Here is a 25848-nt window from a genome sequence, read left to right as displayed (position 1 = left end):
GATCGGGACCGTCTGGTCCACATTGGTGCGCGTGGCGCCGAGCGTGCCGTTGATCTGCGGCAACAGGCCGGAGCGTCCTTGCGGCAGCTTTTCCTGGCTGGCCACCAGCTGCGCGCGCGCGCTGGCGAACTGTGCATCGTTGGCCTGGGCGTCGCGATAGACCTGGAGCAGGTCGGCGCCATGCGCGGCCGGCAGGTGCAGCAGCGCGAGCAGCGAGCCCGTCAGTGCCAGGCGCGTCGTGGGCAGGCCCCGCGCAGGGAACAGCGCAAACCTCATGACATCTCCAGTCGGCCGGGCAGCAGTCGCCAGGCTTACGTTTTTCGATCAGCGTTCAGGGGGAGCCGGCGCCGCCAGCCTGCCGGCGCCGTGCAAGGGGCTACTGCTCAATGCTTGCTGGTACTGCTGGTACTGCTGGTCCTGCCGGTACTGCTGGAAATACTGGTGCTGCTGGTACTTTCCGGTGCTGCCTGGTGCTTTCCTGGGCCGTCAATACTTCGGCATGGCCGGGTCCACCTGGCTGGCCCAGGCGTCCACGCCGCCGGTCAGGTTGTAGACCTTGGCGAAGCCCTGGCGCTCGAGGAAGCCCGCCACCTGCATGCTGCGCATGCCGTGATGGCAGATGCAGACGATGTCCGCGTCTTCGTCGAGTTCGGCGGCGCGCGCCGGGATCTGGCCCATCGGGATGTGGGTGATGCCGGGCATGGCGCAGGTCTGCACCTCCCAGCCTTCGCGCACGTCGAGCAGCACCGGTTGCGGGCGGCCGGCATCGGCCAGCCACTGCGCGAGTTCGGGAGCGTTGATGACCTGCATGTGGCTCGCCCCGTTCAGAAGTGGAAGCGCGAGGGCTGCTCGGCACCGCTCAGCGGCGTGACAGCGGTCTCGAACAGGTTGACGGTCTTGTACTCGGTCTCGCTCACGCGCGTGATGATCTGCGCTTCCATCGCGGGCAGCGCGCCCACGAAGGCGGCGATGCGGCCGCCGACCTTGACCTGCGACAGGATCGACGAGGGTACCGAGGGCAGGGCGCCGGAGATGCAGATCACATCGTAGGGTGCGCTGGCGGCCCAGCCGGCGGCGGCGTTGCCTTCGGCCACGTCGACATTGGTCACGCCGGCATCGGCCAGGTTCTTGCGGGCAAGCGCAGCCAGTTCCGGCAGGATGTCCACGGTCACCACGTGGCGCGCGCGGTGGGCCAGCAGGGCGGCCATGTAGCCGGAGCCGGCGCCGATCTCGAGCACCTGCTCGTGCTTGCGCACCGCCAGGTCCTGCAGGATGCGGGCCTCGACGCGCGGCGCCAGCATGTTCTGGCCGCCGGGCAGCGGGATTTCCATGTCGACGAAGGCCAGCGCGGCGTAAGCCTGCGGTACGAACTGTTCCCGCTTGACCACGGCCAGCAGGTCCAGGATTTCCTGGTCCAGCACATCCCACGGGCGGATTTGCTGTTCGATCATATTGAATCGGGCTTTCTCGAGATCCATCTTGCCATTCCTTCCAGTGCCAACCGCTTGTTCAGTTCTGAGTCCGGCCGCGCGGTGCCAGGGGCCGGGGAAATCCGTGAAACCTGCCATTTTAACCCCTTGCCAAGGCAGTTGCCGAAGCGCGTGACAGGAATTGTCGCCTCCATGCCGCAATCCGGCCCGGGAAGCGGCATTGCGGGCGACCGGCGGGGGCCGGGCCGTGGCCGCTGTCATTCGGCGCTGGCCGGCTCGCGCACCGGCACGTGGGGGCTATCCGCCGCCTGCGCGGCGGGCTTGCCGCGCCAGCGCCGCCCCAGCCAGGCGCTGAAATCGTCCAGGTAGGTGTAGATCACCGGCACCACCACCAGCGTCAGGATCGACGAGGTGATGATCCCGCCGATCACCGTCTGCCCCATCGGCGCGCGCTGCTCGGCGCCTTCGCCCAGGCTGAAGGCCAGTGGCACCATGCCGAAGATCATGGCCAGCGTGGTCATCAGGATGGGGCGCAGGCGCACGCGCGCGGCGGCCACCAGCGCGGCTTCGCGCGACATCGGCGGCTGGCCGTCGGCGCCACGCCGGGCCTGGTTGGCGAAGTCGACCAGCAGGATGGCGTTCTTGGTCACCAGCCCCATCAGCATGATGAAGCCGATGATGGAGAACATGTTCAGCGTGGAGCGGAACAGCAGCAGCGCCGCGAACACGCCGACCAGCGTGAGCGGCAGCGAGGTCATGATGGCGATCGGCTGGAAGAAGCTGGCGAACTGCGAGGCCAGGATCATGTAGATGAAGATCACCGCCAGCGCCAGCGCCGACACGGCGAAGCCGAACGATTCGTTCATCGACTTGGTGGAGCCGCCGAAGCGGTATTTGTAGCCCACCGGCCAGTTCATGCCGTCCAGCGCGGCCTTGACCTCGCGCGCCACTTCTCCCTGCGAGCGGCCCGCGGTGTTGGCGGTCAGTTCCACCTCGCGGCTGAGGTCGCGCCGGCTGATCTGGTTGGCCCCGGTGGTGGGCACCAGTTCGGCGATCTGGCGCAGCGGCACCATGCGTGGCGAGCCGTCGCTGCCCACCTGGCTGCTGGCGATCATCAGCCCGCTGAGGTCGGCCATGCCGGTGCGGGCGTCCTTGGGCAGGCGCACGCGCACGTCGTAGTTCTGGTCGTCGGGCGCGCGCCACGAGCTGATGGCGTCGCCGGCCAGCAACGGGCGCAGCGCATTGCCGATCTGCACGATGCCCACGCCGAGGTCCGACGCCAGCTCGCGGCGGATGCGGACCTCCACGGTAGGGCGGTCGTCCTTCATGCTGGAATCGAGGTCGGCCAGGCCGCGGACGGCATTCATGCGGCGGCTGGCCTCCAGCGAGAGGCGGCGCAGCGTCTCGAGATCGTCGCCCTGGATCGACACCTGCAGCGCCTTCTGCCCGCCCGCGCCATCGGGCATGCCGACCATGGTCAGGGTGATGCCGGCGATGCCCGCGAGCCGCTCGCGGATCATCGGGTTGAGCTGGGTGGTGGTGAGCTTGCGCATGCGCCGCTCGGTCAGCCGCACCGACACCAGCGCGTTGTTGCGGCCCGAGGTGTTGCCCGAGTTGATGGTGGCATAGGTATAGGCCACTTCCGGGAACGCCTTGAGCGCGGCCTCCACCTGCCTGACCTTGGCCTCGGTGACGGCGATCGACGTGCCCACCGGCGTGGTGAAGCCGACCTGGGTTTCGCCGAGGTCGGCGGCGGGCACGAACTCGGTGCCGATCAGCGGCACCAGCGCGAAGCTGCCGAAGAAGGTCGCCGCGGCGATGATGGCGGTGGCGAGGCGGTGCTTCAGTGCCCAGCCCAGCATGCTGCCATAGCCGTGGCCGAGCGCGTCCATGCGCGCCGAGAACCAGTCCAGCAGGCGGCCCACGGTGCGGCCGTACAGGCTCTTCTTGTTGCCCGTGCCGTGCAGGTCGGGGTCATGCCAGACCGACGACAGCATCGGGTCGAGCGTGAACGACACGAACATCGAGATCAGCACGGCCGCCACCACGGTGACGCCGAACTGATGGAAGAAGCGGCCGATGATGCCGCCCATGAAGCCCACCGGCAGAAACACCGCGACAATGGAGAAGGTGGTCGCCAGTACCGCCAGGCCGATCTCGTTGGTGCCGTCCAGCGCCGCCGCGCGATGGTCCTTGCCCATGAGGTTGTGGCGCACGATGTTCTCGCGCACCACGATGGCGTCGTCGATCAGCAGGCCCACGCACAGCGACAGCGCCATCAGCGTGATCACGTTGAGCGTGAAGCCGAACATGTACATCACGCCGAAGGTGCCGATCAGCGCGATCGGCAGCGTCAGCCCCGTGATCACCGTGCTGCGCCAGGAGCCGAGGAACAGGAAGACGATGGCCACGGTCAGCATGGCGCCTTCAAGCAGCGTCGAGCGGACTTCCTTGACGCTGCTGCGGATGCCGCGCGCGGCATCGTTGACCACGGTGAGCTGCACGCCCGCGGGCACCAGCTTGCGCACTTCGTTGGTCATCCTGATCAGGCCGTCGACGGTGTCCACGGTGTTCTGGCCCTGCGCCTTCACCACCGCGAGGAACAGCGCGCGCTTGCCGTCGAGCATGGCCAGGCTTTCCTGCTCTTCTTCGCCGTCGCGTACGTCGGCCACCTGCTCCAGCGTGACCGGCTGGCCGGCGCGGCGCGCCACGATGATCTTGCGGAAGGCGTCCGGCGTGAGCATGCGGCCCTTGATCTGCACCACCGTCTCGGTGGAGGTCGAGCGCAGTTCGCCAGCCGGCAGCTCCTGGTTCTCGTTGCGGATCGCGTCCATCACCTGGTTCACGCCGATGCCGAGTGCTTCGAGCTGGGCCGGGCGGATGCGGATCTCGACTTCGCGCTTGGTGCCGCCGACGAGGCTGATGGCGCCCACGCCGCGCACGGTTTCCAGGCGCTTGCGCACGATCTGGTCGGCGATCGTGGTCAACTCCCGCTGCGTGCGCTCGGCGCCCGGCGCGTTGGACACCGACAGGTAGAACACCGGCGCGTCGGACGGGTCGTAGCGCAGCACGCGCGGGTCCTTCACCTCGTCGCGGAACTGCGGGCGGATCAGCGCGATCTTGTCGCGCACGTCCTGCGCGGCCTGGCCGACGTCGACAGAGAGATCGAACTTGATCACCACCACCGAGGTGCCCTGGTAGGAGTGCGAAAAGATCTCGTCGATGCCGGAGATGGTGTTGACGATCTCCTCGATCTTGCGGGTGACGTCCGACTCCACCGATTCGGGCGCGGCGCCGGGATACTCGGTCTGCACCACCACGATGGGAAAGGTGATGTCCGGAAACTGGTCGACCGACAGCCGCTGGTAGGAGAACAGCCCCACCACGACGAAGGCCATCATCATCATGGTGGCCAGCACCGGGTTATGGATTGACAGGCGAGTGAACCACATGGCGGGCGCCCTATGCCTTGACCAGCTTGACGCGGCTGCCCGCGCGCAAGGTGCCGAGGTTGTTGCGCACCACCTGTGCGCCGGCCGACAGGCCGCCGGCGATCTCTACCAGCCCGCGCTCGTCGTCGCGGATGCCGGGCTTGACCTCTCGCTCGGCCAGCATGCCGTTCTCCACGGTGTAGACGAAGGCGCGCTCGCCGTCGCTGCGGATCGCGGTGGCCGGCACCGCCACCACGCCCGCGTGCTGGCCCAGCACCAGCGCGCCCTGCGCGAACATGCCGGCGCGCAGGCGGGCGCCGGGATTGTCCACGCGCACATAGACCATGATGCTGCGCGAGCCGGGCACGGCCGAGGGATTGATGCGCACCAGCCTGCCTTCGAAGCGGCCGCTGCCTTCCACGTCGAGCCGCACGGCCTGGCCGATGGCGGCGCGCGCCACGTCGGCGGTCGGGATCGGCGCCTCCAGCTCCAGCGAGCGCAGGTCGACGATGTCGACCAGGCGCGTATCCGGCGAGACCTTCTCGCCCGGCTGCACCGCGCGCGCCGCCACCAGGCCGTCCAGCGGCGCCTTGACCACGGTATCGGCCAGCGCCTTCTGCGCGACGTCGAGCCCACCCTGGGCGGCATCGAGGTTGGCGCGCGCCACGTCGAGATTGCTCTGGTAGTTGTCGAATGCCGTCTTGGAGATGAAACCCTTGGCAACCAGCTCGCGGTTGCGCTCGAAGGTCTGCTTAGAGTTCTCGTACTGGCCGCGCGCCGCCAGCATCTGGCCGCGCGCCTGGGCTACCTTGGCCTGGTATTCGGTGGCGTCGATGCGCACGATGACCTGGCCGGCGCGTACGGCCTCGCCCTCGCGCACCAGCACTTGCTGCACCTCGCCCGAGACCTTGGCCTTGACCGAGGCCTGGTTGAGCGCGCGCAGCCCGCCCGACAGCGGCAGTGCAACGCGGAGATCCTGCGTGGCGGCTTCGGCCAGGTCGGAGTGGAGGAATTCCACCAGGCCTGGCGCGGCCGGCTGCACGGCCGCCGGGGCCGTGGCCGGCTTGCCGGTGCCGTTCTTGCGCACGGCCGCGGTGGCGCTGAGCACCGCGATCACGGCCACCGCGGCGAACGTGCCAATCAGTATCTTTGTGCGTCGGGTCATGCTGTCTCCGGCGGCCGCGCCGGAGAGTCCGCCGCGTCCTGCTGCGCTTGCGCTCGTGCGAGCGCTTCTAGTTGTTCTTGCCGTATCCGCTCCCAGACGTAGGGGCCGACCTTCGGCGGCAGCGGCGTATCGCGCGCGGCGCCGGTGGTGAGCCCGAACAGCAGCATCTGGAGCAGGTTGTCGATAAAGGCCTCGGGGTCGATCACGATGCTCGACGAAGCCCCGAAGCCGCGTTGCCACAACACCAGGAACACCAGCGGCGCGCAGATCAGCGCGCTGTTGGGGTTGGCCGGCACCGCGCGCAACTCCCCGCGTGCCGCGCCTCGCGCCAGCACGCGCGCGAACAGCTCGTCGCCCGGTACCGTCACCTCCTCGTGGTAGAAACGGGCGATGTCGGGGAAGTGATTCGCCTCCGCCAGGACCAGCCTGGTCAGGCCTGCCACCGAGGTGGCGCCGATCAGGCCCCACCAGCCGCGCAGCAGTTCGCGCAGCAGCTCGGCGGTGGTGCCTTCGAAGGTCTCCACCAGGTCGACGCCCCGGGCCAGCGCCGGCCCCAGGTTCTCCCGCACCACGGTCTTGAACAGCTCTTCCTTGTTGGCAAAGTACAAATACACCGTGCCCTTGGACACACCTGCGGCGGCCGCGACATCTTCCAGGCGGGTGGCCGCATAGCCTCGCTCGACAAACAGTTCGAGCGCCGCGGCCACCAGTTCCTGCGGGCGCGCGGCCTTGCGGCGGGCCCAACGCTTGGGATTCGCCTCGRCCTTGTTCTGGTCTTGGGACTTGTTCACTGGGGCGCTGCGCACCTATGCCGGTGCGTTCTCCGCGGATTTTGCCAATAAATAACTCTTGGGTCAGTAATGTAGTGGAGTGGATTGGGGCGGTCAAGCTGGGGCATTCACGGTCTGGCGCCGCGGGCATGGGGCACAATACGGCCTGCCGGACGCCCGTCCGCGCCTGAACCTTTGCCATGTCCGTCCAGTCTGAACTTTCCTGCCGCCCGGATTGTGGCGCTTGTTGCACTGCGCCCTCCATTACGTCACCCATTCCGGGCATGCCGCACGGCAAGCCCGCCGGCGTGCCGTGCGTGCAGCTGCTGCCGGATCGCCGCTGCGCGATCTTCGGGCAGCCTTCGCGGCCGGCGTTCTGCGCCGGCCTCAAGCCCGCCGCCGACATGTGCGGCGACTCGCGGGGGCAGGCGCTGGCATGGCTGGCGCGGCTGGAGGCCGCCACGGCGCCCGCGCCGGCTGCCATTGCCCGCTGAACCGCAAAGGAAACCAACCCATGGTCATGATGAATCGCCGGCGCTGGCTGGCAGCAAGCGGTGCTCTCGCGTTCGCCGCGGCACTGGCGGGCTGCGCCATGTTCGGCAACGACTACACCTTCTCGCAAAGCCAGCTGCAGGCAGCGCTGGAGCGCAAGTTCCCATTCAACAAGCGCTATATGGAGCTGTTCGACATCCAGCTCGCCAACCCGCGGCTCACGCTCGACCCGGAGCGCAACCGCGTGAACGTGCAGTTCGATGCGACCATCGACAACCGCCTGTTCTTCGGCCAGCCGCTGACAGGGCGCTTCGCGCTCGATAGCGGCCTGCGCTACGACCCGCCCAGCCGCTCGCTGGTGCTGCAGGATCCGCAGGTCCAGCAGTTCGACATCGGCGGCCTGCCGGCGCAGTTCACGCGCCAGCTCAATGCGCTGGGCGGCATCCTCGCCGAGCAGCTATTGCAGGGCTATCCGCTCTATACCTTCCGTCCGGATCAGCTGCGCCTTGCCGGCTCCAGTGTCGAGCCCGGTACAATCACCGTTTTGCCCAACGGGATCAACGTCAAGATCAACCGTCCGTGAGTGCGCGTGCGCGCATGACGGGCGCGCGGCCAACGGTGGTCCGTACCCTGCGGCTTCCTTTTTTCCTTTTTCGTTTTCCTTCGCCCCACCAATCAGCATGGATATTGCGCTCGCCCTGAAAGCCGTGATCCTCGGCATCGTCGAAGGACTGACCGAGTTCCTGCCCATCTCCAGCACCGGCCACCTGATCCTGGCTGGCCAGTTGCTCGACTTCAACGACGAAAAAGGCAAGATCTTCGAAATCGTGATCCAGTTCGGCGCCATCCTGGCGGTGTGCTGGGAATTCCGCCGCCGCATCACCACCGTGGTGGGCGGCCTGGCCACCGACGAGAAGGCGCGACGCTTCGCCGTCAACGTGATCGTCGCCACGGTGCCGGCGATCGTGCTGGCGCTGGTGTTCGGCAAATGGATCAAGGCGCATCTGTTCAACCCGGTCACCGTGGCCACCGCCTTTATCGTCGGCGGCGTGGTGATCCTGTGGGCCGAATGGCGCGAGGCGCATCGCGGCCGGGTCTCCCACCCCGCAGGCAATGCCCTGCTGGAGGCCGCCAAGGCCGGCGCGCCGCGCATCGAGTCGGTGGATGACCTCAACTGGCGCGACGCCATCAAGGTGGGCCTGGCGCAATGTTTCGCGCTGATCCCCGGCACCTCGCGCTCCGGCGCCACCATCATCGGCGGCATGCTGTTCGGGCTGTCGCGCCAGGTGGCGACCGAGTTCTCGTTCTTCCTGGCGATCCCGGTGATCTTCGGCGCCACGGTGTACGAGCTTTACAAGGCGCGCGCGCTGCTGTCCGCCGACGATCTCGGTGTGTTCGGCGTCGGCTTCGTGTTTGCCTTCCTGTCGGCCTTCCTGTGCGTGCGGTGGCTGCTGCGCTTCGTGGCCACCCATGACTTCAAGCCGTTCGCCTGGTACCGGATCGTCTTCGGCGTGATCGTGCTGGTGACCGCCTACACGGGACTGATCGCCTGGCACGCCTGATCGCGCCAAGCCGCGGCCGCGCCTGGCCGTTCACGCGGGGCGCGACGCAAACAAGAAAGGCGTGGCCACTGGCCACGCCTTTTCTATTGGGCAAGCGGCCAGGCCTCAGGCCCGCTTGCGGAATACCACGTCCCACACGCCATGGCCGAGCCGCACGCCGCGGCGTTCGAACTTGGTGACGGGGCGGTAGTCAGGCCGCGGCGCAAAGCCGCCGGCCGCATCCGACGTGTTCTCCAGCGCCGGTTCGCCCGACAGCACTTCCACCATCTGGTGGGCATATTCTTCCCAGTCGGTCGCGCAGTGCAGGTAGCCGCCCGGCTTGAGCCGGCTGGCCAGCACCTTCACCAGGGGCGCCTGCACCAGGCGGCGCTTGTTGTGGCGCTTCTTGTGCCAGGGGTCGGGGAAGAAGATATGGATGCCATCCAGGCAGCCGTCGGTCAGCATATGCGCGATGACCTCGACCGCATCGTGCGGCATGATCCGCACATTCCCGATGCCGCGCTCGCCGATCAGCTTGAGCAGGGCGCCCACGCCGGGCTCGTGCACCTCGCAGCCCAGGAAGTTGTCCTGCGGCCGCAACTGCGCGATATGCGCGGTGGTTTCGCCCATGCCGAAACCGATTTCCAGGATCGCCGGCGCGACGCGCCCGAAGGTGGCTTCCCAGTCCAGCGGCTGCGGCGCGTAGGGCAGGATAAAGCGCGGGCCGAGGTCATCGATGGCGCGCTGCTGCCCGGTGGAGGTCCGCCCGGCGCGGCGCACGAAGGAGCGGATGCGGCGCGGATGCGCCACGGCGGCGGCCTGGTCGGGCGCGTTGCCGGCCTCGTCGGCTGGCGTGGGGTCGGAACTGGGGTCTTGGGGAAGCATGGCAACAAAAAAGCCGCCGGGCGAAGCCTGATCGGTCAGTGACCAGGTGGCGAAGGCGGCTCGTATCAATCCGAGGTGGAGCGGGCGATGGGAATCGAACCCACGTCTTTAGCTTGGGAAGCTAAGGTAATGGCCATTATACGACGCCCGCAAGAGCCGGGATTTTACGCGGGATTCAGGCGGGAGCGCAAGCGGTGGAAGTGGGCGCGGCATGCGAAAGTGGATGCACTGCAACTCGGCTTGCTGGGTGCGCTGGCATCATTTTGGGCGGCGATGGAGGGCGGAATCCGGCATGCGTGTGCATGGCAATGTCCGCACCCTGTCCTTGCGATCGTAAGGCTGCGGAGAGGGAACTCCCATCTTTGTAGAGATGGTTCGGCATTTGAGGCTCGGCCGTAGAGGCCGACTATGCCTTTTCTATCGCGACCCACCACCTGGCAATCTGCTTCCCGGTGCGAATGGGTACTTTCGACCCGAAACGGGCGTCAACTCTGCTACCGGCGAATGGCCGCTGTTGCCATGCGTGCCCAGTTACTAGGCCTGGCCGTCCGGCCGACCGCTGACGGTCTGGTACGGGCCATCTGTTCCATCATCATTCGGTCAAGCACGAGGGTTTTTCGGAAAGCCCCTCCTATTCTCCATCGGGTGCGCGCTCCTTGAGGGTGGCTAGGGCGTCCATCAATCGCTTGGCATTCAGTTCATCCTCGACATAGATCTGCGCCAATGTCCGGCCGCCGGATGATCGAGGCTCGACCACGAACCAGTTACGCTTGCTGAACAGGCGCGTTTCAGCAATCGATCGGTAATATAGCCTGGTGGCTTTCCGAATGGACGTGGTAGTAACAGATGTCAAGCCAGGAGCGGACACAGCTCTGGCGCCGCTCCCGAACTCCACATACCGGTCCGTGACCTGGACTGACTCCGGACGCTTCTTGTCTGGCTGCTCGTACAGCACGCGCTCCACAATGACCTGAGGATTGCTGACGGTGGCGGGTTGGTAATCAATGCGGGTAGCACAGGCAGCCAACAGTAGGATCGGAACGAGTAAGCAGGTTCTCATAGCAGTGAGCGGAAGTTCGGGCGCAATTCTGAGTGGATTCTTGCGGGTTGTCACGCTTGTTAGGCGAGCAACTCCAGCATCCGCGTCTTTTACAATTGGAAGCGGCTATATCCAGCAGCCAAGAGCGCGGCACCTGCTTGCGACGAGTCGCGGTGGCGTGCGAGCCGCGCCTAACCCGTCGGGGAAAGCGGCCATTCGACACGGATGACGGTATGACTGTTCCTGGCCCGGACTCGGCTGCGAATGGCGACCGGCTCAGACCGCCCCGCTTCTGCCTCTGTGCGCCTCGGTAACCCTCCCATTTCTAGCAGTCTCTGGAAGTTGAGGCTAGGCCACGATGGCCGATCGTTGTTTCGGGTCATGCCGCCGAGCGCCATGTTCGGGCGCTCGTGATTGTAAGACCATAGCCATTTGGTGGCGTAATCCTGGAAGTCGCGGGCTGTCTCAAACAGTTAGTGCGCCAAGATGTACGGCGGCAATCCATGTACCCTGAGGGACACTCTTCCCGGATTTTTCCGGGACGTTACCCTGGCACCTTCTTCAGGTAGGCGGGTGCGTGGGGCGGGAGTCGGGATCACGCGGCGTGAACCGCCATGCGCGCCGCTACCGGTGCCGCCCCCTGCGCCCGCGGCTCCCGGGCGCCGTCGCCGATCCGGAACACGGCCACCGCCGCCGACAGCCTGCGTGCCTGCTCTTCCAGCGACCCGGCGGCCGCTGCGGCCTGTTCGACCAGCGCCGCATTCTGCTGGGTGACCTCATCCATCTGGGTGACCGCGACGTTGACCTGGTCGATGCCGGAGCTCTGTTCGGCGGCGGCGGCGGCGATCTCGTTCATGATGCCGCTGACGCGGGCGATGGCGCTGACGATCTCGGCCATGGTGGCGCCGGAGCGCTCGACCAGTCCGGCGCCCGCTTCCACGCGTGCGGTGGAGGCGTCGATCAGGCCCTTGATCTCTTTGGCGGCGCCGGCGCTGCGCTGCGCGAGCGAGCGCACCTCGCTGGCGACCACCGCGAAGCCGCGGCCCTGTTCGCCGGCACGGGCGGCTTCGACCGCGGCGTTCAGGGCCAGGATATTGGTCTGGAAGGCGATGCTCTCGATCACGCCGACGATCTCTCCGATCTTGCGCGAGTCGCCGACGATATGCTGCATGGTGCCGACCACCTGCTGCGTGAGTTCGCCGCCCTGGGCGGCCAGCCCCGAGGCGCCTTGCGCGAGATGGCTGGCCTGCCTGGCGTTCTCGGCGGTCTGTTTCACGGTGGAAGTGAGTTCTTCCATGCTGGCGGCGGTCTGTTCCAGCGATGCGGCTTGTTCTTCGGTGCGTTGGGAGAGATCGGTGTTGCCGGCGGAGATCTCGCGCACGCCGACGTTGATTGATTCGGTGCCGCCGCGCACGGTGCCGACCGTTTCGATCAGCGACGCCTGCATCTTCTGCAGGCCGGCGCTGAGCTTGCCCATCTCATTGTCGCTGTCGACCGGGACATGGCCGGTCAGGTCCCCGCTGGCGATGCGATTGAACTGCGCGATGGCGGCGTTGACCGGATCGACGATGGCGCGCATCAGCGCGGCACGCCCGAGCCACGACAGCAGCAGCGCGGCGGCGAGGCCGATGGCCACTGCCATGCTGACCGCCTTGAAGCGTTCCTGCGCCTCCTGGTAGCGCTGCGCGCCGCGCTCGAGCTGGAGCTTCTCCAGTGCCAGCATGGCCTTCTCATACGCACTGTAGAGCGGCGGCAGCTTGTGCGCCTGCTGCTGCAGGAAGGCTGGCTTGTCGCCTGCCTTGAGCGCCGCGAGCGCCGGCTCGACGCCTTCGCCGAGGAACCTGGCGCGCTTGTCCTGCATGTCCTTGATCAGGCGTTGCTCCTCGTCGCCGTTGCCGGCGCCGGCAAGGTAGTGCGCCTGGCGTTCGTTGGAGGCCTTCAGGTATTGGTCGGAGCGCTTGAGCACGGCGCTGGCGCCTTCCTGGTCGTTGAGCTCGGTGAGCGAGGCGTAGGTCGCGAGCGCCAGGCGCAGGCGCAGCAACTGCCCGGCGCTGCCTTCCAGGTCTGCCACCGCGGGCGTGTCGACGGTGTACATCTGCTTGAGCGATTCATTGCCCGCGCGCATGGACAAGAGTCCCGCCGCGGCCCCGACCACCAGGGCGAAACCGAAAAAGGCGACCATGAGGCTGAGATAGCCTCGGATGGACAGGTGCTTCAGCATTGTCTTCCTCTCGTTGAGTATGGCACTCGGCTTCCGTGTCGCCTGCACATGCGCCGGCGCATAGCACGGAGAACGCCTCTGATCATGGGGCGCTATTTCGGTCAACGGCGGGCCGGCGGAAAACTTGAAGCGGGAGGGCGTTGCCTCGTGCCGACGATGCGGAAGGCGGTCAGGCCACGATGCGCAGGCGGCAGGTCGCGGTTTCTTCCTGGCCGGGCGCGAGCCAGCGCAGGCCGGTGCCATGATGGATGGCATCGGGCAGGCCCAGCCATGGTTCCACGCAATAGAAGTCGGAATCGGCGTGCTCGGACCACGTGGTGACCGCGAACCAGGGGGCCGTCGCCGGAGCGGCGGCGACGTCAAGCTCGATCGCCAGCTTGCGCCCGCGCGGCGCCGTGGCGTCGGGCGGGATGGCAAGGGTGCAGGCGCGCGGCGCCGTGTGCGGCTCGCGCAGGACGTGGAAGGCGTCCTGCAGGCGGGAATCGTCGAGCCGATAGGCCGGAGCGCCGGGGCCGAGGTCCTCGGGCGAGCCGTCGGCGCGCTGGCGCATGCGCCGCGCGTCGGGCATATCCAGCACGGTGGCGCCGCGCACTTCGTGGGCGACGGCAAAATAGAAATGGTGGCCCGCGTAATACGGCAGCGGCTGCGCACCGGTATTGCGTGTGCGCAGCGTGGCCTCGATGCCGTCCTCGAGCAGGCGGTAGCCGGCCTCGAACGCGAATTCGAACGGATAGCCCGCGCGCGTCGCGTCGCAGGCTTGCAGTGTCATCGCGATGCGCCGGTCTGCCTCGTATTGCGAGACCGCGAACGGCAGGTCGCGAGCGAAACCGTGATTGGGCAGGGCGCGCACTTCGCCGCCGGCATCGCGCCACGCGCCCGGCACGCCATCGACAAAGTGCCGGGCAATGAACGGAAACAGCAATGGATTGCCGCCGCGCACGCGGGAAGGCTGGGACCAGTCGGCGCCGTCCGGCCAGAACAGGATGTCTTCGCCGCGATGCACCCAGCGCACCAGGCGTGCGCCCGCGTGCGGCGCGAGCAGCAGGTAATCATCCTGCCCGCCTACGCGGACCAGGTCCTGACCTTGGAAATTCGTGAGTGCGACGGCTTGCATGCGGTGTATCGTGTCCGGTGAGGGGACGACGAGAATGACGAGGGCAACGGCGCATCATAACCGGCATGGCACCGGCACCGCACCGGTGCCGGCTCCCGGCGAGCCGGGACGTTGCACGCCCTGCGCGAGTGCATGCGGCGGATTGCGCAAGGCAACCGCGGCGGGCACGGAGCCGGGCGCTTCACATTCGTCGCCGCGTTCGACCTTTGCCGCGCTGGCGCGGATGTTGCGTCGCCACGCAGCGCGTTCTCTCCCTAGCGAAAGGAGCTTGTCATGGCCGAGTCCACCAGCAAGTCCGGCAGCGCAACCGCCGGCGAGCCCGCCGCGGATTTTTCTCCCACGCGCTTCTCCCATGTGCGTCCGCAGGATACGGCCTTCGTCGACCAGGGCCTGCGCGACTTCTTCCTCTACCGCGACCTCGGCGTGGCCGATGCCACCGGCGGCAAGCTGCTGGTACAGCTCGTCAAGGCCAACCTCCCGCCCGAGCAGGGCACCGGCTGGCACCGGCACCAGGCGGCGTTCCATGTGGTGCTGATGCTCAAGGGCTGGGCGCGCTTCATGTACGAAGACAAGGAAACGCTGGTAGCCGCCGGCGACTGCGTGCACCAGCGTCCCGGCATCACGCACTACCTGTTCGACTATTCGCCCGACATGGAATACCTGGAGATCGTGGGGCCGGCCGACTTCGGCACGGTCGATGCCGAGGGTCCGTGCGCGGTGCCGCCGGTGACGCCATGGCCGGCGGACCGCACCGCCGCCTAGGAAGGAAGGGGCCCCTTCACCCGCTCATGTGCACGGTGTTGCGCACCAGCGGATAGACCTGCGCATCCCAGCGCTTGCCGTTGAACACGCCGTAGTGGCCGACACCGGTCTGCACATGATGCATGCGCATATAGGGCCGCAGGCTTTCGCACAGGTCCTGCGCGGCCATGGTCTGCCCGATGGCGCAGATATCGTCGCGCTCGCCTTCCACGGTCAGCAGTACCGTACGGTGGATGGCGCGCGCGTTCACGCGGCGGCCGGCCACGTCGAGCAGCCCCTGCGCCAGCAGGAAGCGCTGGAACACCATGCTCACGGTCTCGAGATAGAACTCGGCGCTGAGGTCCATGGTGGCGAAGTATTCCTCGTAGAACGTCTGGATCGCGTCGGCGCGCTTGTGCTCGCCGTTGGCGCGCAGGTCGTAGAGATCGCGGAAGGCTTGCTGGTGGCGCTCGCTGTTCATGCTCATGAAGGCCATGAGCTGCACGAAGCCGGGGTAGACCCGGCGCATCGCGCCGGCGAAGCGTAGCGGCACATGGCTGGTGAGCGAATTCTCGAACCACTCGATCGGCTGGCTGGTGGCCAGTTCGTTGACCTTGGTCGGGTTGATGCGCGCGTCGATCGGGCCAGCCATCAGGGTCAGGCTGGGCGGCTGCGCCGGGTCGTTGTCTTCCGCCATCAGGGCCACCGCCGCCAGCGCCGCCACGGTGGGCTGGCACACCGCCATCAGGTGCGTGCCGCCGCCGAGCACGTGCAGGAAGTCGATCAGGTGCTGGACGAATTCGTCAAAGCCGAAACGGCCGTGCATCAGGGAGATATCGCGCGGGTTGTGCCAGTCCGTGATGTAGACGTCATGGTCGCGCAACATGGTCTGCACCGTGCCGCGCAGCAGCGTGGCAAAGTGGCCAGACATCGGCGCGACCAGCAGCACGCGCGGCTGCCTGCTCACGCCGTGCTTGCGAAAACGCAGCAGTGAACAGAACGGCGTGCGCGCGGTGACTTCTTCCGTGACCTGCATCGGCACGCCATCCACGGTGACGCTGTCGATGCCGAAGGGCGGGCGGTGGTGCGTCAGCCGGCTCAACGCCAGCACCTCGCAGGCTGCGCGCGTGGCACGCATGGGATCGCAGCCAGCCATGCGTGGATTGGCGGCCAGCGACACCGCAATCATGTCGGCCAGGCCGCAGGCAGGCTGCATGAGGTCCGCGTAGCTCTGGTACACCTGATACAGCATGGCCGCCCCCCTTGTTATGCATTGACTTCATTCGCCGCAATATGCGTGCCACGGCGTATTGTTGGCATGAGGCTTGCGGGCTTGGGCCTGTGGAATGGCGGGTGACCTGTTCTGGTTCGTTTGCGGCGTGCACGCCGCGTGCGGCAAAGGCCCGCATCGCTGCTGCACCAGCGTGGCTTCATGCTGGTGCGGCCAGGCGCACCGCGCAGGTGCGGCGTCTTTTGTAGCGTATCCGGCGCGCGCGCAAGCAGGCGGACCGTGCCGCGATGCTCGCACCCGCGATGTACTACAACGTCATAGTAGAAGCAGCGGCCCGCGGCACATAGCAAGACATTGCAGCGGCATTGCATGGCGATACGCGGGGCGTGATTTGCACCAGAGGCAAACGAGCCGGCCCGCTGCGCAACGGCTCATCGGACTGGCAAGGAGGCGCGATGGCAAAGACGACCCTCACCATCAGCAGCAAGACATATTCGTCGTGGTCCCTGCGCGGCTGGCTGCTCGCGCGTTTCGCGGGGCTCGAGTTCGAAGAAGTGCTGGTGCCGCCGGACGACGCCGCGGCGCGCGCGGAAATCCTGCTGCTGTCGCCGTCGATCCTCGTGCCCCGCCTGTTCCACCAGGGCGTGACGGTGTGGGACACGCTGGCCATTGCCGAGTATCTCAACGAGATCAGCCCCAAGGCCGGGCTGCTGCCCGACGATCGCGCCGCGCGCGCGCACTGCCGCGCCATCTGCGGCGAGATGCATTCCGGCTTTGCCGCCATGCGCTCGGCCTTGCCGATGAACCTCAAAGGCCATTTTCCCGGCTTCAAGGTGTGGTCGCGCGCGCAGGCGGACATCGATCGCATCACGCAGATCTGGACCGAGTGCCTGACGCAATACGGCGGCCCCTTCCTGTTCGGCAAGCGCACCATGGCCGATGCGATGTACGCGCCGGTGGTGACGCGTTTCCTGACCTACGGCGTCGAGCTCGATCCGCAGCCGGTAGCCTACTGCAAGGAGATCCTCGCCATGCCCGAACTGCAGGAGTGGATCGCGCAGGCGCGCAAGGAACCGGACGAAATCAGCGAGCTTGAAGTGGAATTCTGAACGAGCGCTCTGCGCGCGCCGCAAAGCAAGGCGCCGGGCCGCAGCGACTGCGGCCCGGCGCCTCGCGCTTTCAGGCCGCCGCGGATGTGCCGGCGCGCGCGGCCAGGAAGCCTTCGGCGTAGGCGAAGTACCAGTCGAGCGTGTCCGGGTTGGCCATGGCGTCGCGATTGGCGATCTTGTCCGGGGCATGGCCAAGCAGCAGCTTCTTGATCGGCACTTCCATCTTCTTGCCCGACAGCGTGCGCGGCACGCCCGGCACCTGCAGGATCTCGTTGGGCACATGGCGCGACGACAAGGCGCTGCGGATGCGTGCGCGCATGGTCTCGCGCAGCGTTTCGTCCAGCACCAGCCCTTCGCGCAGCACCACGAACAACGGCATATAGGAATCGCGGCCGAGGTATTCGAGGTCCACCACCATGCTGTCGAGCACTTCCGGCAAGTCTTCCACCACGCGGTACAGCTCGCTGGTACCCATGCGGATGCCGTGCCGGTTGATGGTGGCGTCCGAGCGGCCATAGATGATGGCGCCGCCGTGCGCGGTGATCTTGATCCAGTCGCCGTGGCGCCACACGCCGGGGTAGGTGTCGAAGTAGCTGTCGCGGTAACGCTTGCCGTCGGCGTCGCCCCACAGGAACAGCGGCATCGACGGCATCGGCGCGGTGCAGACCAGCTCGCCGACTTCATCGATCAGCGCATGCCCGGCTTCGTCGAATGCTTCCACGCGCGCGCCCAGGCAGCGGCATTGCATCTCGCCAGAGTACACCGGCAGGATCGGGCACCCGGCCACGAAGGAGCCGGCGAAATCGGTGCCGCCGCTCATCGGCGCCAGCCAGATGTCGCTGCGCACATGGCGGTAGATCCAGTCGTAGGCCTCGGCCGGCAGCGGCGAGCCGGTCGAGCCGAGCGCGCGCAGCCGTGACAGGTCCGCCACGCGCGCGGGCTCGATGCCAGCCTTCATGCCGGCCGTGAAGAAGGCCGCACCCGCGCCGAAGGCAGTAACGCCCGCGGCCTCCACGAAGCGCCACAGCACGCCGGCGTCCGGGTAGGCGGGGTTGCCGTCGTAGAGCGCGATGGTGGTGCCCAGCAGCAGTCCCGCCACCTGCGCGTTCCACATGATCCAGCCGCTGCTGCTGTACCAGTGGAAGACATCGTCCGGGCCGAGGTTGTTGTGGAATGCCATGAGCTTGAGCTGCTCGATGACGATGCCGCCGTGGCCGTGCACGATGGGCTTGGGCATGCCGGTGGTGCCGGACGAGTAGACGATCCACAGCGGGTGATCGAACGGCACCGGCTCGATCGCCAGCGCCACGCGATGCGCCAGCACCGCCTGCCAGGCGTGGCGGCGCATGCCGGCGGGCAGCTCGACGTGGCTGGCCTGCCCGCGTGCCGGCAGCAGCACGATGTCGGTCAGCGAGGGCAGGGCGGCGGCCAGGTCGGCCAGCACCGGCGCGCGGTCGAAGTACTTGCCGCCGTACTGGTAGCCGTCCACGGCGATCAGCACCTTGGGCTCGATCTGGCGGAAGCGGTCGGTCACGGCCACCTGGCCCATGTCCGGGGCGCAGCCAGACCAGATCGCGCCGAGGCTGGCGGTGGCCAGGAAGGCGACCACGGTGGCGGGAATATTCGGCAGGTAGCCCGCCACTCGGTCGCCGCGCGTCACCCCCATGGCGCGCAGCGCGTGGGCGAGCGAGGCTACCTGTGCCTCGAGCGCATCCCAGCTCAGGTCTGTCACGCCGACGGCTTCGCCGGCAGAACGGATGGCGGCGCGCTGGCGCGCGGTGCCGCTGCCTGCGTGGCGGAACACCTGTTGCACGTAATTGAGGGTGGCGCCCTCGAACCAGCGTGCGCCGGGCATGGCGGGATCGCCGAGCACGCGTGCGGGCTCGGTGTCGAAGCGCAGGTCGAAGTAGGCGCGGATGGCGTCCCAGAAGGCTTCGAGGTCGGTTACCGACCATTGCCACAGGGCCGCGTAACCGTCAAAAGCGAGGCCGCGCTCGCTCGCCAGCCAGCGCATGAAGTGCGCGATATGGCTGTCGTCGCGGAACGCCGGCGACGGCGTCCACATCAGTCTCCCTTCTTCAAGGGTGGTCATGTCTCCTCCTCGGGTCCGTCTTTCGCGGACGTGCGGATGGTTGGGTCTTGGCTCGGTGCCGCGGCGGCAGCGCTGCCGCGTGCGGCTTTGCATGATCTTACATGCTGCGTCCCTTTGCGCTGGCGCGGTCCTCGAAAAGCGAGTCCCACAGGCCATCTATGCGCGCCTTCACCGCATCGTCCATGCGGATCGGGCGGCCCCATTCACGGGTGGTCTCGCCCGGCCACTTGTCGGTCGCGTCGATGCCCATCTTGGAGCCGAGCCCAGAGACCGGGGACGCGAAATCGAGGTAGTCGATCGGCGTGTTGTCGACCAGCACCGTGTCGCGCGACGGGTCCACGCGCGTGGTGATGGCCCAGATCACTTCCTTCCAGTCGCGCACGTCGACGTCGTCGTCCACCACCACGATGAACTTCGTGTACATGAACTGCCGCAGGAAGCTCCACACGCCGAACATCACGCGCTTGGCATGGCCGGCGTACTGCTTCTTCATGCGCACCACGGCCATGCGGTAGCTGCAGCCCTCGGGCGGCAGGTAGAAGTCGGTGATCTCCGGGAACTGCTTCTGCAGCAGCGGCACGAACACTTCGTTCAGCGCGACGCCCAGGATGGCCGGCTCGTCGGGCGGCTTGCCGGTATAGGTGGAGTGGTAGATCGGGTCGCGCCGCATGGTGATGCGGTCGATGGTGAAGACCGGGAACCAGTCCTGCTCGTTGTAGTAGCCGGTGTGGTCGCCGTAAGGGCCTTCGAGCGCATGCTGGTAGCCGCTGGGATGGTTCGGGTCGGGCTGGATATGGCCTTCGAGCACGATCTCGGCCGAGGCCGGTACGCTCAGTTCGGACAGCGTCGGCGTGATGCAGCCCGCCAGGGCGGTGCGGCTGCCGCGCAGCAGCCCGGCGAACTGGTACTCGGACAGGGTGTCCGGCACCGGCGTGACGGCGCCGAGGATGGTGGCGGGATCGGCGCCCAGCGCCACCGCGATCGGGAACGGCTTGCCCGGACTGGCGAGCGCGTGTTCACGGAAATCCAGCGCGCCGCCGCGATGGGCCAGCCAGCGCATGATGACCTGGTTGCGGCTGATGACCTGCTGGCGGTAGATGCCCAGGTTCTGGCGCTTCTTGTGCGGGCCCTTGGTAACCACCAGGCCCCAGGTGATCAGCGGCGCGGCATCCTCGGGCCAGCAGGTCTGGATCGGCAGCCGCGCCAGGTCCACGTCGTTGCCTTCCCAGACCACCTCCTGGCAGGCCGGGCTGCCGACGCGCTTGGGCGCCATGTCCCACACTGACTTGGCCAGCGTGAAGAGCTTGCCGGCTTCGCGCAGGCCGCGCGGCGGCTCAGGCTCCTTGAGGGCGGACAGTACGCGGCCGATGTCGCGCAGGTCGGCCAGGCTTTCTGCGCCCATACCTAGCGCAGTGTTGATGCCCAGGCGCGGCGACGCGCTTCTTCGGGCAGTGAGTGCGTGTTAATCATCACATGGGCACGGCGAGACGCAAATAAATCGCCCTGTTTTACATGCCCAAATTGTAAATTTTTTTGCCTTGTCCACTGCGGCGGCGATAGCCCCGATGCTTTACCAGCACTGACTTTGCCCCAATCCACGGCATGTCAAAGTGATGGAAAGGACTTTGTTACATATAGCTTTTAGTTATTATTTTGCCAAACGTTATTCTTGACGAGGTATAAAAGCGTTCCTACAATCCGGTTCTGCTCGTTGGAGTGTTGCGTTGCAGCACATTTTTTTCGGCCCTGTCAAGGGGCTGGTGAAGAATCATCCATATCTGATCATCTAAGCGGAATCGCCTGAGCAAGGGCGGATCCGGATCGACTGCCCCGGCGCTGACCGGGTGCATTGAGTAGTTCGCGGCAGGGCAGGCTCCCCCAAGAGCCTACCCTGTTTCCCGTTGGGCGCATGGGGAGCGCCCACCAACAGGTGCTGGCAGCCTTTGCTGGGCAGTGCAGCATCCTTACTTTGAGTACGCGGTCATCGGCGTGGTGCGTTTCGGCGCGGCACGATGCGGACGGCGGATGGAGGTAAGTATGAGTGGTTGGAAAACCCTTCATCTTCCCGGTGTCGGACGGGCATTGCAGGTCCGTTTCAGACAACCGGTTCCCGGGGTGAGTCGGGCATTGCAGGTCCGTCTCGCACACCGGGTCGCCGGCCGCGCCTTCCGGGGTGGCCGCGCAACACTGAAGTACGCCCTGAACAGTCTCGGGGTGGTGTCTGTAGTCGCAGCGGTATCGCTGGCTGTCAGCCAGGAATGGCGTACTGCACTGGCCGGCGCGCTGGCCGGTGAGGAAGCGCCTGCGGTGCTGATGGAAGCCGCGGTGCCGGCCGCCACGGCCGACGTGGCCGCGGCCAAGCTCGGCCTGGCGCCGTCGCCGATGCTGTCCAAGGCCGCGGGCCTGCCGACGGTGTCCGGCACGGACGACTGGGGCCAGCAGCCGGCCGGCAAGGTGCCCTCCGTGGCCCACCTGGCCGCGCAGATCCCGGCACAGCGCGTAGCGCTGGACGCCCGCAACCCGGCCACGCTGGGCAGCGCGCGCGAACAGGCCGTGGTGGCGGACTATATTGCCCGCAAGTACCGCGTGGCAGCCCAGGCAACCGTGCAACTGGTGAAGGCCGCGTACCTGACCGGCCGCGAGGTCGGTATCGATCCGCTGCTGATCCTGGGCGTGATCGCCATCGAGTCCAGCTTCAACCCATATGCCGAGAGCGGCGTGGGCGCGCAGGGCCTGATGCAGGTCATGACCAAGGTCCACCAGGACAAATACGAGGCCGTGGGCGGCGTGGCAGCCGCGCTCAACCCGTACGCCAATATCAAGATCGGCGCGCTGGTGCTGAAGGACTGCATCGCCCGTGCCGGTTCGCTCGAAGGCGGCCTGAAGTTCTACGTGGGTGCGACCAGCAACACCGATGGCGGCTATGGCGCCAAGGTGCTGGCCGAGCGGGCCCGCCTGCGCCAGCTCCCGGGCGTGCGCAGCGCGCCGGAGCCTGCCAAGCCGGAAGTCACGGCCGACGCCGATGCCAAGGCGCAGGCCCAGGCGGTGCACAACCAGGGTACCGCCGGCGACAAGCTGGAAGCCGCGGGCAATGTGCCCAAGAGCGCCTGATACGTCGCCTGGCCATGCATCGACAAGAAAAGCACCCCTCGGGGTGCTTTTCTGCTTTTTGCTCTTTGCTTTTTGCTTTTCCCGCCGCGCGCCAGCGCGGCCGGGCAGCGGGCAAGGCGTCAGGCGAAGAACTTGCGCAGCCGCGCCATGGCTTCCTCGATGTTTTCCATCGAGGTGGCGTAGGAGATGCGGATATAGTCGCTGGCCGTGTACGGCCCGAAGTCCTGTCCGGGCACCATGACCACGCCGGCATCGCGCAGCATGGCCTGGGTCAGGCTGTCGGCGTTGCCGGCGGCGGGGTGGTTGACGCCGCGGCAGTCCGCATAGATATAGAAGGCGCCGTCCGGCTTGACCGGCACCCGCAGCCCGATGGATTCCAGCGCCGGCACGACGGCATCGCGGCGGCGGCGGAACTCTGCCTTGCGCGCATCGTAGATGGCCAGCGCCTCGGGCGTGAAGCAGGCCAGCGCGGCATGCTGGGCGACCGCAGAGGCGCAGATGAACAGATTCTGCGCCACCTTCTCGAAGGCCTCGACCAGTTCGTCGGGCACCACCAGCCAGCCCAGGCGCCAGCCAGTCATGTTGAAGTACTTGGAGAAGCTGTTGACGGTGATCACGTCGTCATCCAGGCTCAGCGCCGACACCGGCGGCGCGTCATAGGACAAGCCCTGGTAGATCTCGTCGACGATGGCGAAGCCCTGGCGGGCGCGCACGGCCTTGAGGATGCGATCGAGTTCGGCCGGCAGGACCGAGGTGCCGGTCGGGTTGGAGGGCGAAGCCAGCAGCACGCCGCGCGTCTGCTCGCCCCAGTTGGCCTCGACCTGGTCGGCCGTGAGCTGGAAGCGCTGTGCCGGACCGCTAGGAATCATCTTCGCGCGGCCGTCGAAGGCTGCCACGAAATGGCGGTTGCACGGGTAGCTGGGATCCGGCATCAGCACCTCGGCGCCGATTTCGACCAGCACCGCGCAGGCCAGCAGCAGCGCGCCGGAGGCACCCGCCGTGACGATCACGCGGCGCGCGGGGATGTCGATCCCGTAGGTGGTCTTGTAGTAGCCGGCGATGGCCTCGCGCAGCGGCGCGATGCCGAGGGCGCCCGTGTACTGGGTGACGCCGCGCCGCATGGCCGCCTCCGCCGCCTTCAGGACGGGCTCGGCCGCCGTAAAGTCAGGCTCGCCGATGCCCATGTGGATGATGTGCCGCCCGGCACGTTCCAGGTCGGCAGCCTGCTTGGCCAGCTCCATCACGTGGAAGGCGTCGATATTGGCGAGGCGGGAGGCGGTGGCGAGGCGCTGCAGGTCCATGGCGGAAAAGGCTCGGTTGAGGGCGCGGTTGGCCCCGTAGTCGGTTCGGGTGCGGGAGCACAGGCTCCAGCTCAAGTAAAAACACCCGCCTGAAGCGGGTGTCGTTGTGGCAGGCGCGGGCGCCGCAGTGCGGCCCCGGCTGCCTTGCTCAGCGTCGGGCGGCCAGTTCGGGTGCGCGCACCTGGGCGGCCAGCTTGTCCAGCACGCCATTGACGTACTTGTAGCCTTCCACGCCGCCGAAGGTCTTGGTCAGCTCCACGGCCTCGTTGATGACGACCTTGTAGGGGATGTCGACGCAGTGGACCAGCTCGTAGCTGCCGATCAGCAGCGCGGCGCGCTCCACCGGCGAGAGCTCGTCCACCGGGCGGTCCAGGAACGGTGCGAACACCCCCGTCAGCGTGCTTTCCTCGCGGATCGCGCCGTTGAGCAGGGCGTCGAAATGCTCGCGGTCAGCCTTGTTGAAGCCTTGTGCCTCATGCAGGTGCGCCTGGATGGCGCCGGTGTCGTTGCGGTTCAGCAGCCACTGGTAGAGGCCCTGCAGCGCGAGCTCGCGCGAGCGGCGGCGGGCGCTCTTGGGTGCCGCCTTGGGCTCGGACTTCGCCTCGGACTTGCCTGCGGGCTTGCCGGCCGGGTTGCTGCTCTCGGGCGCATCACTCATCGTCGTCCTCGTCTTCGTCCTCTTCCTGGCCGCGCAGCGAATCCAGCGCGGAAACCAGGTTGGCCATCTCGACCGCGGCACGGGCGCAGTCGCGGCCCTTCTCGCGGGTGCGGGCGTGCGCCTGGGCGTCGGTGTCCACGGTCAGGATGCCGTTGGAAATGGGCACGTTGAAGTCCAGGCCCACGCGGGTGATGCCGGCGCCCGATTCGTTCGAAACCAGTTCGAAATGGTAGGTCTCGCCGCGTACCACGGCGCCCAGCGCGATCAGGGCGTCGAATTGGCCGCTTTCGGCCATCTTTTGCAATGCCAGCGGCACTTCCAGCGCGCCGGGCACGGTCACCACGAGGGTATCTTCGCCTTCGATGCCCAGCTTTTCCAGCTCGGCGACACAAGCTTCGCGCAGTTCTTCGCAAACCGGCTCGTTGAAGCGGGCCTGAACGATGCCGATGCGCAGGCCTTCGCCTTCGAGGTTGCTGGGGTAGAAACCGTGATCCATCTTGTATTCTCCTGGGTTCGGTTCGCGGCTGCCGCGGTTCGGAAAGGGGCGGCCGCTGGTATTCGATATTTCAGTCTGCCTGGCCGCGCATGGGCTGGTACCCGGTCACTTCCAGGTCGTAGCCGGTCATGCTCGGCATCTTCAGCGGCGAAGCCAGCACGCGCATCTTGCCCACCCCGACGTCCTTGAGGATCTGGGCGCCCGTGCCGTAGGTACGCAGGTCCGGCTTCTGGCGCGGCCGCTCCTGGGGCGTGTCGAGCGCTGCAAACTGGGTGAAGAGCTGCTGGGCGGTATCGCCGCAGTTCAGCAGCACCATCACGCCATGCTCGGCCTCGGCGATGGCTTCCAGCGCGGCCGGCACGCTCCACGAATGCGTAGTGCACGACACTTCCAGCAAGTCCAGCGTGGACAGCGGCTCGTGCACGCGCACCAGGGTTTCGCGCTCCGGCCGCGGTTCGCCCTTGACCAGCGCCAGGTGGGCGCGGCCGCTCGGCTTGTCGCGGTAGATGATGCTGTGGAAGGTGCCATACGGGGTCTGCATGGCGCGTTCGCCGGCGCGCTCGACGATGCTCTCGGTCCGGCTGCGGTAGTGGATCAGGTCGGCGATCGTGCCGATCTTGATATGGTGTTCTTGCGCGAACTCGATCAGGTCGGGCAGGCGCGCCATGGTGCCGTCGTCCTTCATGATCTCGCAGATCACGGCAGCCGGCGTCAGGCCGGCCAGGGCGCCCAGGTCGCAACCGGCTTCGGTGTGGCCGGCACGGATCAGCACGCCGCCCGGCTGCGCCGTGAGCGGGAAGATATGGCCCGGCTGGACCAGATCCACCGCGCGGGCATCCTTGGCTACCGCGGCCTGTACGGTGCGTGCGCGGTCAGCCGCGGAAATCCCCGTGGTCACGCCCTCCGCGGCCTCGATCGAGACCGTGAAGTTGGTGCCATGCACCGTGCCGTTGCGGCTGACCATGGGTTGCAGGTCCAGCTGGCGGCAGCGTTCGGCGGTCAGCGTCAGGCAGATCAGGCC

21 protein-coding genes, 1 tRNA gene and 2 pseudogenes are annotated in these 25848 nt (G+C 67.1%); 6 read left to right on the top strand and 18 right to left on the bottom strand.

Going from position 1 to position 25848, the window contains the following annotated elements:
* The 6 genes and pseudogenes from AC1DO7_RS26145 to AC1DO7_RS26120 form a co-directional block, all read right to left on the bottom strand.
* Positions 1-276 (bottom strand): annotated as a pseudogene (locus tag AC1DO7_RS26145) (TolC family outer membrane protein); the annotation flags it as partial.
* Between the two features lie 210 nt (positions 277-486).
* Positions 487-810 carry a rhodanese-like domain-containing protein gene (locus tag AC1DO7_RS26140; protein WP_441613256.1) on the bottom strand — a complete coding sequence of 108 codons (324 nt, stop codon included), beginning with the start codon at positions 808-810 and terminating at the stop codon, positions 487-489.
* A 14-nt stretch (positions 811-824) separates the two neighbouring features.
* Entirely contained in the window at positions 825-1478 is a 654-nt protein-coding gene (locus tag AC1DO7_RS26135) for a protein-L-isoaspartate O-methyltransferase family protein (RefSeq protein ID WP_441613255.1), read from the bottom strand.
* A gap of 209 nt (positions 1479-1687) precedes the next feature.
* A complete protein-coding gene (locus AC1DO7_RS26130; protein WP_441613254.1) occupies positions 1688-4882 on the bottom strand; it encodes an efflux RND transporter permease subunit in 3195 nt (1064 codons plus the stop codon).
* 10 nt (positions 4883-4892) lie between these two features.
* Positions 4893-6026, bottom strand: a complete 1134-nt coding sequence (locus tag AC1DO7_RS26125) for an efflux RND transporter periplasmic adaptor subunit (RefSeq protein ID WP_441613253.1) — start codon at positions 6024-6026, stop codon at positions 4893-4895.
* Entirely contained in the window at positions 6023-6817 is a 795-nt protein-coding gene (locus tag AC1DO7_RS26120; RefSeq protein ID WP_477116725.1) for a TetR/AcrR family transcriptional regulator, read from the bottom strand. Before AC1DO7_RS26120 ends, AC1DO7_RS26125 begins: the two co-directional genes overlap by 4 nt.
* A 179-nt stretch (positions 6818-6996) precedes the next feature.
* On the opposite strand from AC1DO7_RS26120, the gene AC1DO7_RS26115 reads away from it, so the two are divergent.
* From AC1DO7_RS26115 to AC1DO7_RS26105, 3 genes are all read left to right on the top strand, one after another.
* The gene (locus AC1DO7_RS26115; protein ID WP_441613251.1) at positions 6997-7290 is read left to right on the top strand and encodes a YkgJ family cysteine cluster protein; all 294 of its coding nucleotides are present in this window, start codon (positions 6997-6999) and stop codon (positions 7288-7290) included.
* Positions 7291-7310: 20 nt separating this feature from the next.
* The gene (locus tag AC1DO7_RS26110; protein WP_441613250.1) at positions 7311-7871 is read left to right on the top strand and encodes a DUF1439 domain-containing protein; all 561 of its coding nucleotides are present in this window, start codon (positions 7311-7313) and stop codon (positions 7869-7871) included.
* A gap of 97 nt (positions 7872-7968) precedes the next feature.
* Positions 7969-8850: an undecaprenyl-diphosphate phosphatase gene (locus tag AC1DO7_RS26105; protein ID WP_441613249.1), complete on the top strand. Its 882-nt coding sequence runs from the start codon at positions 7969-7971 to the stop codon at positions 8848-8850.
* Positions 8851-8955: 105 nt separating this feature from the next.
* Here the strand turns inward: AC1DO7_RS26105 and trmB are convergent, their stop codons facing one another.
* From trmB to AC1DO7_RS26080, 5 genes are all read right to left on the bottom strand, one after another.
* A complete protein-coding gene (trmB, locus tag AC1DO7_RS26100) occupies positions 8956-9714 on the bottom strand; it encodes a tRNA (guanosine(46)-N7)-methyltransferase TrmB (RefSeq protein WP_441613248.1) in 759 nt (252 codons plus the stop codon).
* 76 nt (positions 9715-9790) lie between these two features.
* Positions 9791-9865 (bottom strand) — tRNA-Gly (locus tag AC1DO7_RS26095).
* A gap of 480 nt (positions 9866-10345) precedes the next feature.
* Entirely contained in the window at positions 10346-10828 is a 483-nt protein-coding gene (locus tag AC1DO7_RS26090) for a hypothetical protein (protein WP_441613247.1), read from the bottom strand.
* Positions 10829-11348: 520 nt separating this feature from the next.
* Entirely contained in the window at positions 11349-12974 is a 1626-nt protein-coding gene (locus AC1DO7_RS26085) for a methyl-accepting chemotaxis protein (protein ID WP_441613246.1), read from the bottom strand.
* A 169-nt stretch (positions 12975-13143) separates the two neighbouring features.
* On the bottom strand, positions 13144-14088 hold the full coding sequence (locus AC1DO7_RS26080; RefSeq protein WP_441613245.1) for an aldose epimerase family protein: 945 nt from the start codon (positions 14086-14088) through the stop codon (positions 13144-13146).
* Between the two features lie 273 nt (positions 14089-14361).
* On the opposite strand from AC1DO7_RS26080, the gene AC1DO7_RS26075 reads away from it, so the two are divergent.
* On the top strand, positions 14362-14850 hold the full coding sequence (locus AC1DO7_RS26075; protein ID WP_441613244.1) for a cupin domain-containing protein: 489 nt from the start codon (positions 14362-14364) through the stop codon (positions 14848-14850).
* A 16-nt stretch (positions 14851-14866) separates the two neighbouring features.
* Here the strand turns inward: AC1DO7_RS26075 and AC1DO7_RS26070 are convergent, their stop codons facing one another.
* A complete protein-coding gene (locus AC1DO7_RS26070) occupies positions 14867-16081 on the bottom strand; it encodes a polyhydroxyalkanoate depolymerase (RefSeq protein WP_441613243.1) in 1215 nt (404 codons plus the stop codon).
* A gap of 434 nt (positions 16082-16515) precedes the next feature.
* Here AC1DO7_RS26070 and AC1DO7_RS26065 point away from each other — a divergent pair, with 434 nt between their 5' ends.
* A complete protein-coding gene (locus AC1DO7_RS26065; protein WP_441613242.1) occupies positions 16516-17169 on the top strand; it encodes a glutathione S-transferase family protein in 654 nt (217 codons plus the stop codon).
* A gap of 70 nt (positions 17170-17239) precedes the next feature.
* Here the strand turns inward: AC1DO7_RS26065 and AC1DO7_RS26060 are convergent, their stop codons facing one another.
* Positions 17240-19261 carry an acetoacetate--CoA ligase gene (locus AC1DO7_RS26060; RefSeq protein WP_441613241.1) on the bottom strand — a complete coding sequence of 674 codons (2022 nt, stop codon included), beginning with the start codon at positions 19259-19261 and terminating at the stop codon, positions 17240-17242.
* Positions 19262-19358: 97 nt separating this feature from the next.
* A pseudogene (locus AC1DO7_RS26055) lies at positions 19359-20672 on the bottom strand (UbiD family decarboxylase); the annotation flags it as partial.
* A gap of 626 nt (positions 20673-21298) precedes the next feature.
* On the opposite strand from AC1DO7_RS26055, the gene AC1DO7_RS26050 reads away from it, so the two are divergent.
* Positions 21299-22372 carry a lytic transglycosylase domain-containing protein gene (locus tag AC1DO7_RS26050; RefSeq protein ID WP_441613239.1) on the top strand — a complete coding sequence of 358 codons (1074 nt, stop codon included), beginning with the start codon at positions 21299-21301 and terminating at the stop codon, positions 22370-22372.
* Between the two features lie 119 nt (positions 22373-22491).
* Here the strand turns inward: AC1DO7_RS26050 and AC1DO7_RS26045 are convergent, their stop codons facing one another.
* The 4 genes from AC1DO7_RS26045 to ribBA all read right to left on the bottom strand — a co-directional run.
* Entirely contained in the window at positions 22492-23673 is a 1182-nt protein-coding gene (locus tag AC1DO7_RS26045; RefSeq protein ID WP_441613238.1) for a pyridoxal phosphate-dependent aminotransferase, read from the bottom strand.
* 148 nt (positions 23674-23821) lie between these two features.
* A complete protein-coding gene (nusB, locus tag AC1DO7_RS26040) occupies positions 23822-24331 on the bottom strand; it encodes a transcription antitermination factor NusB (protein WP_441613237.1) in 510 nt (169 codons plus the stop codon).
* Positions 24324-24827, bottom strand: coding sequence for a 6,7-dimethyl-8-ribityllumazine synthase (ribH, locus tag AC1DO7_RS26035; RefSeq protein WP_441613236.1), 504 nt, complete (start codon positions 24825-24827; stop codon positions 24324-24326). Before ribH ends, nusB begins: the two co-directional genes overlap by 8 nt.
* Before the next feature lie 70 nt (positions 24828-24897).
* A partial coding sequence (gene ribBA / locus AC1DO7_RS26030) for a bifunctional 3,4-dihydroxy-2-butanone-4-phosphate synthase/GTP cyclohydrolase II (protein WP_477116724.1) occupies positions 24898-25848 on the bottom strand: 951 nt, incomplete at its 5' end.

The organism is Cupriavidus sp. 05N40 (assembly GCF_056397305.1).
This window is presented reverse-complemented; position numbering and strand designations above follow the sequence as displayed.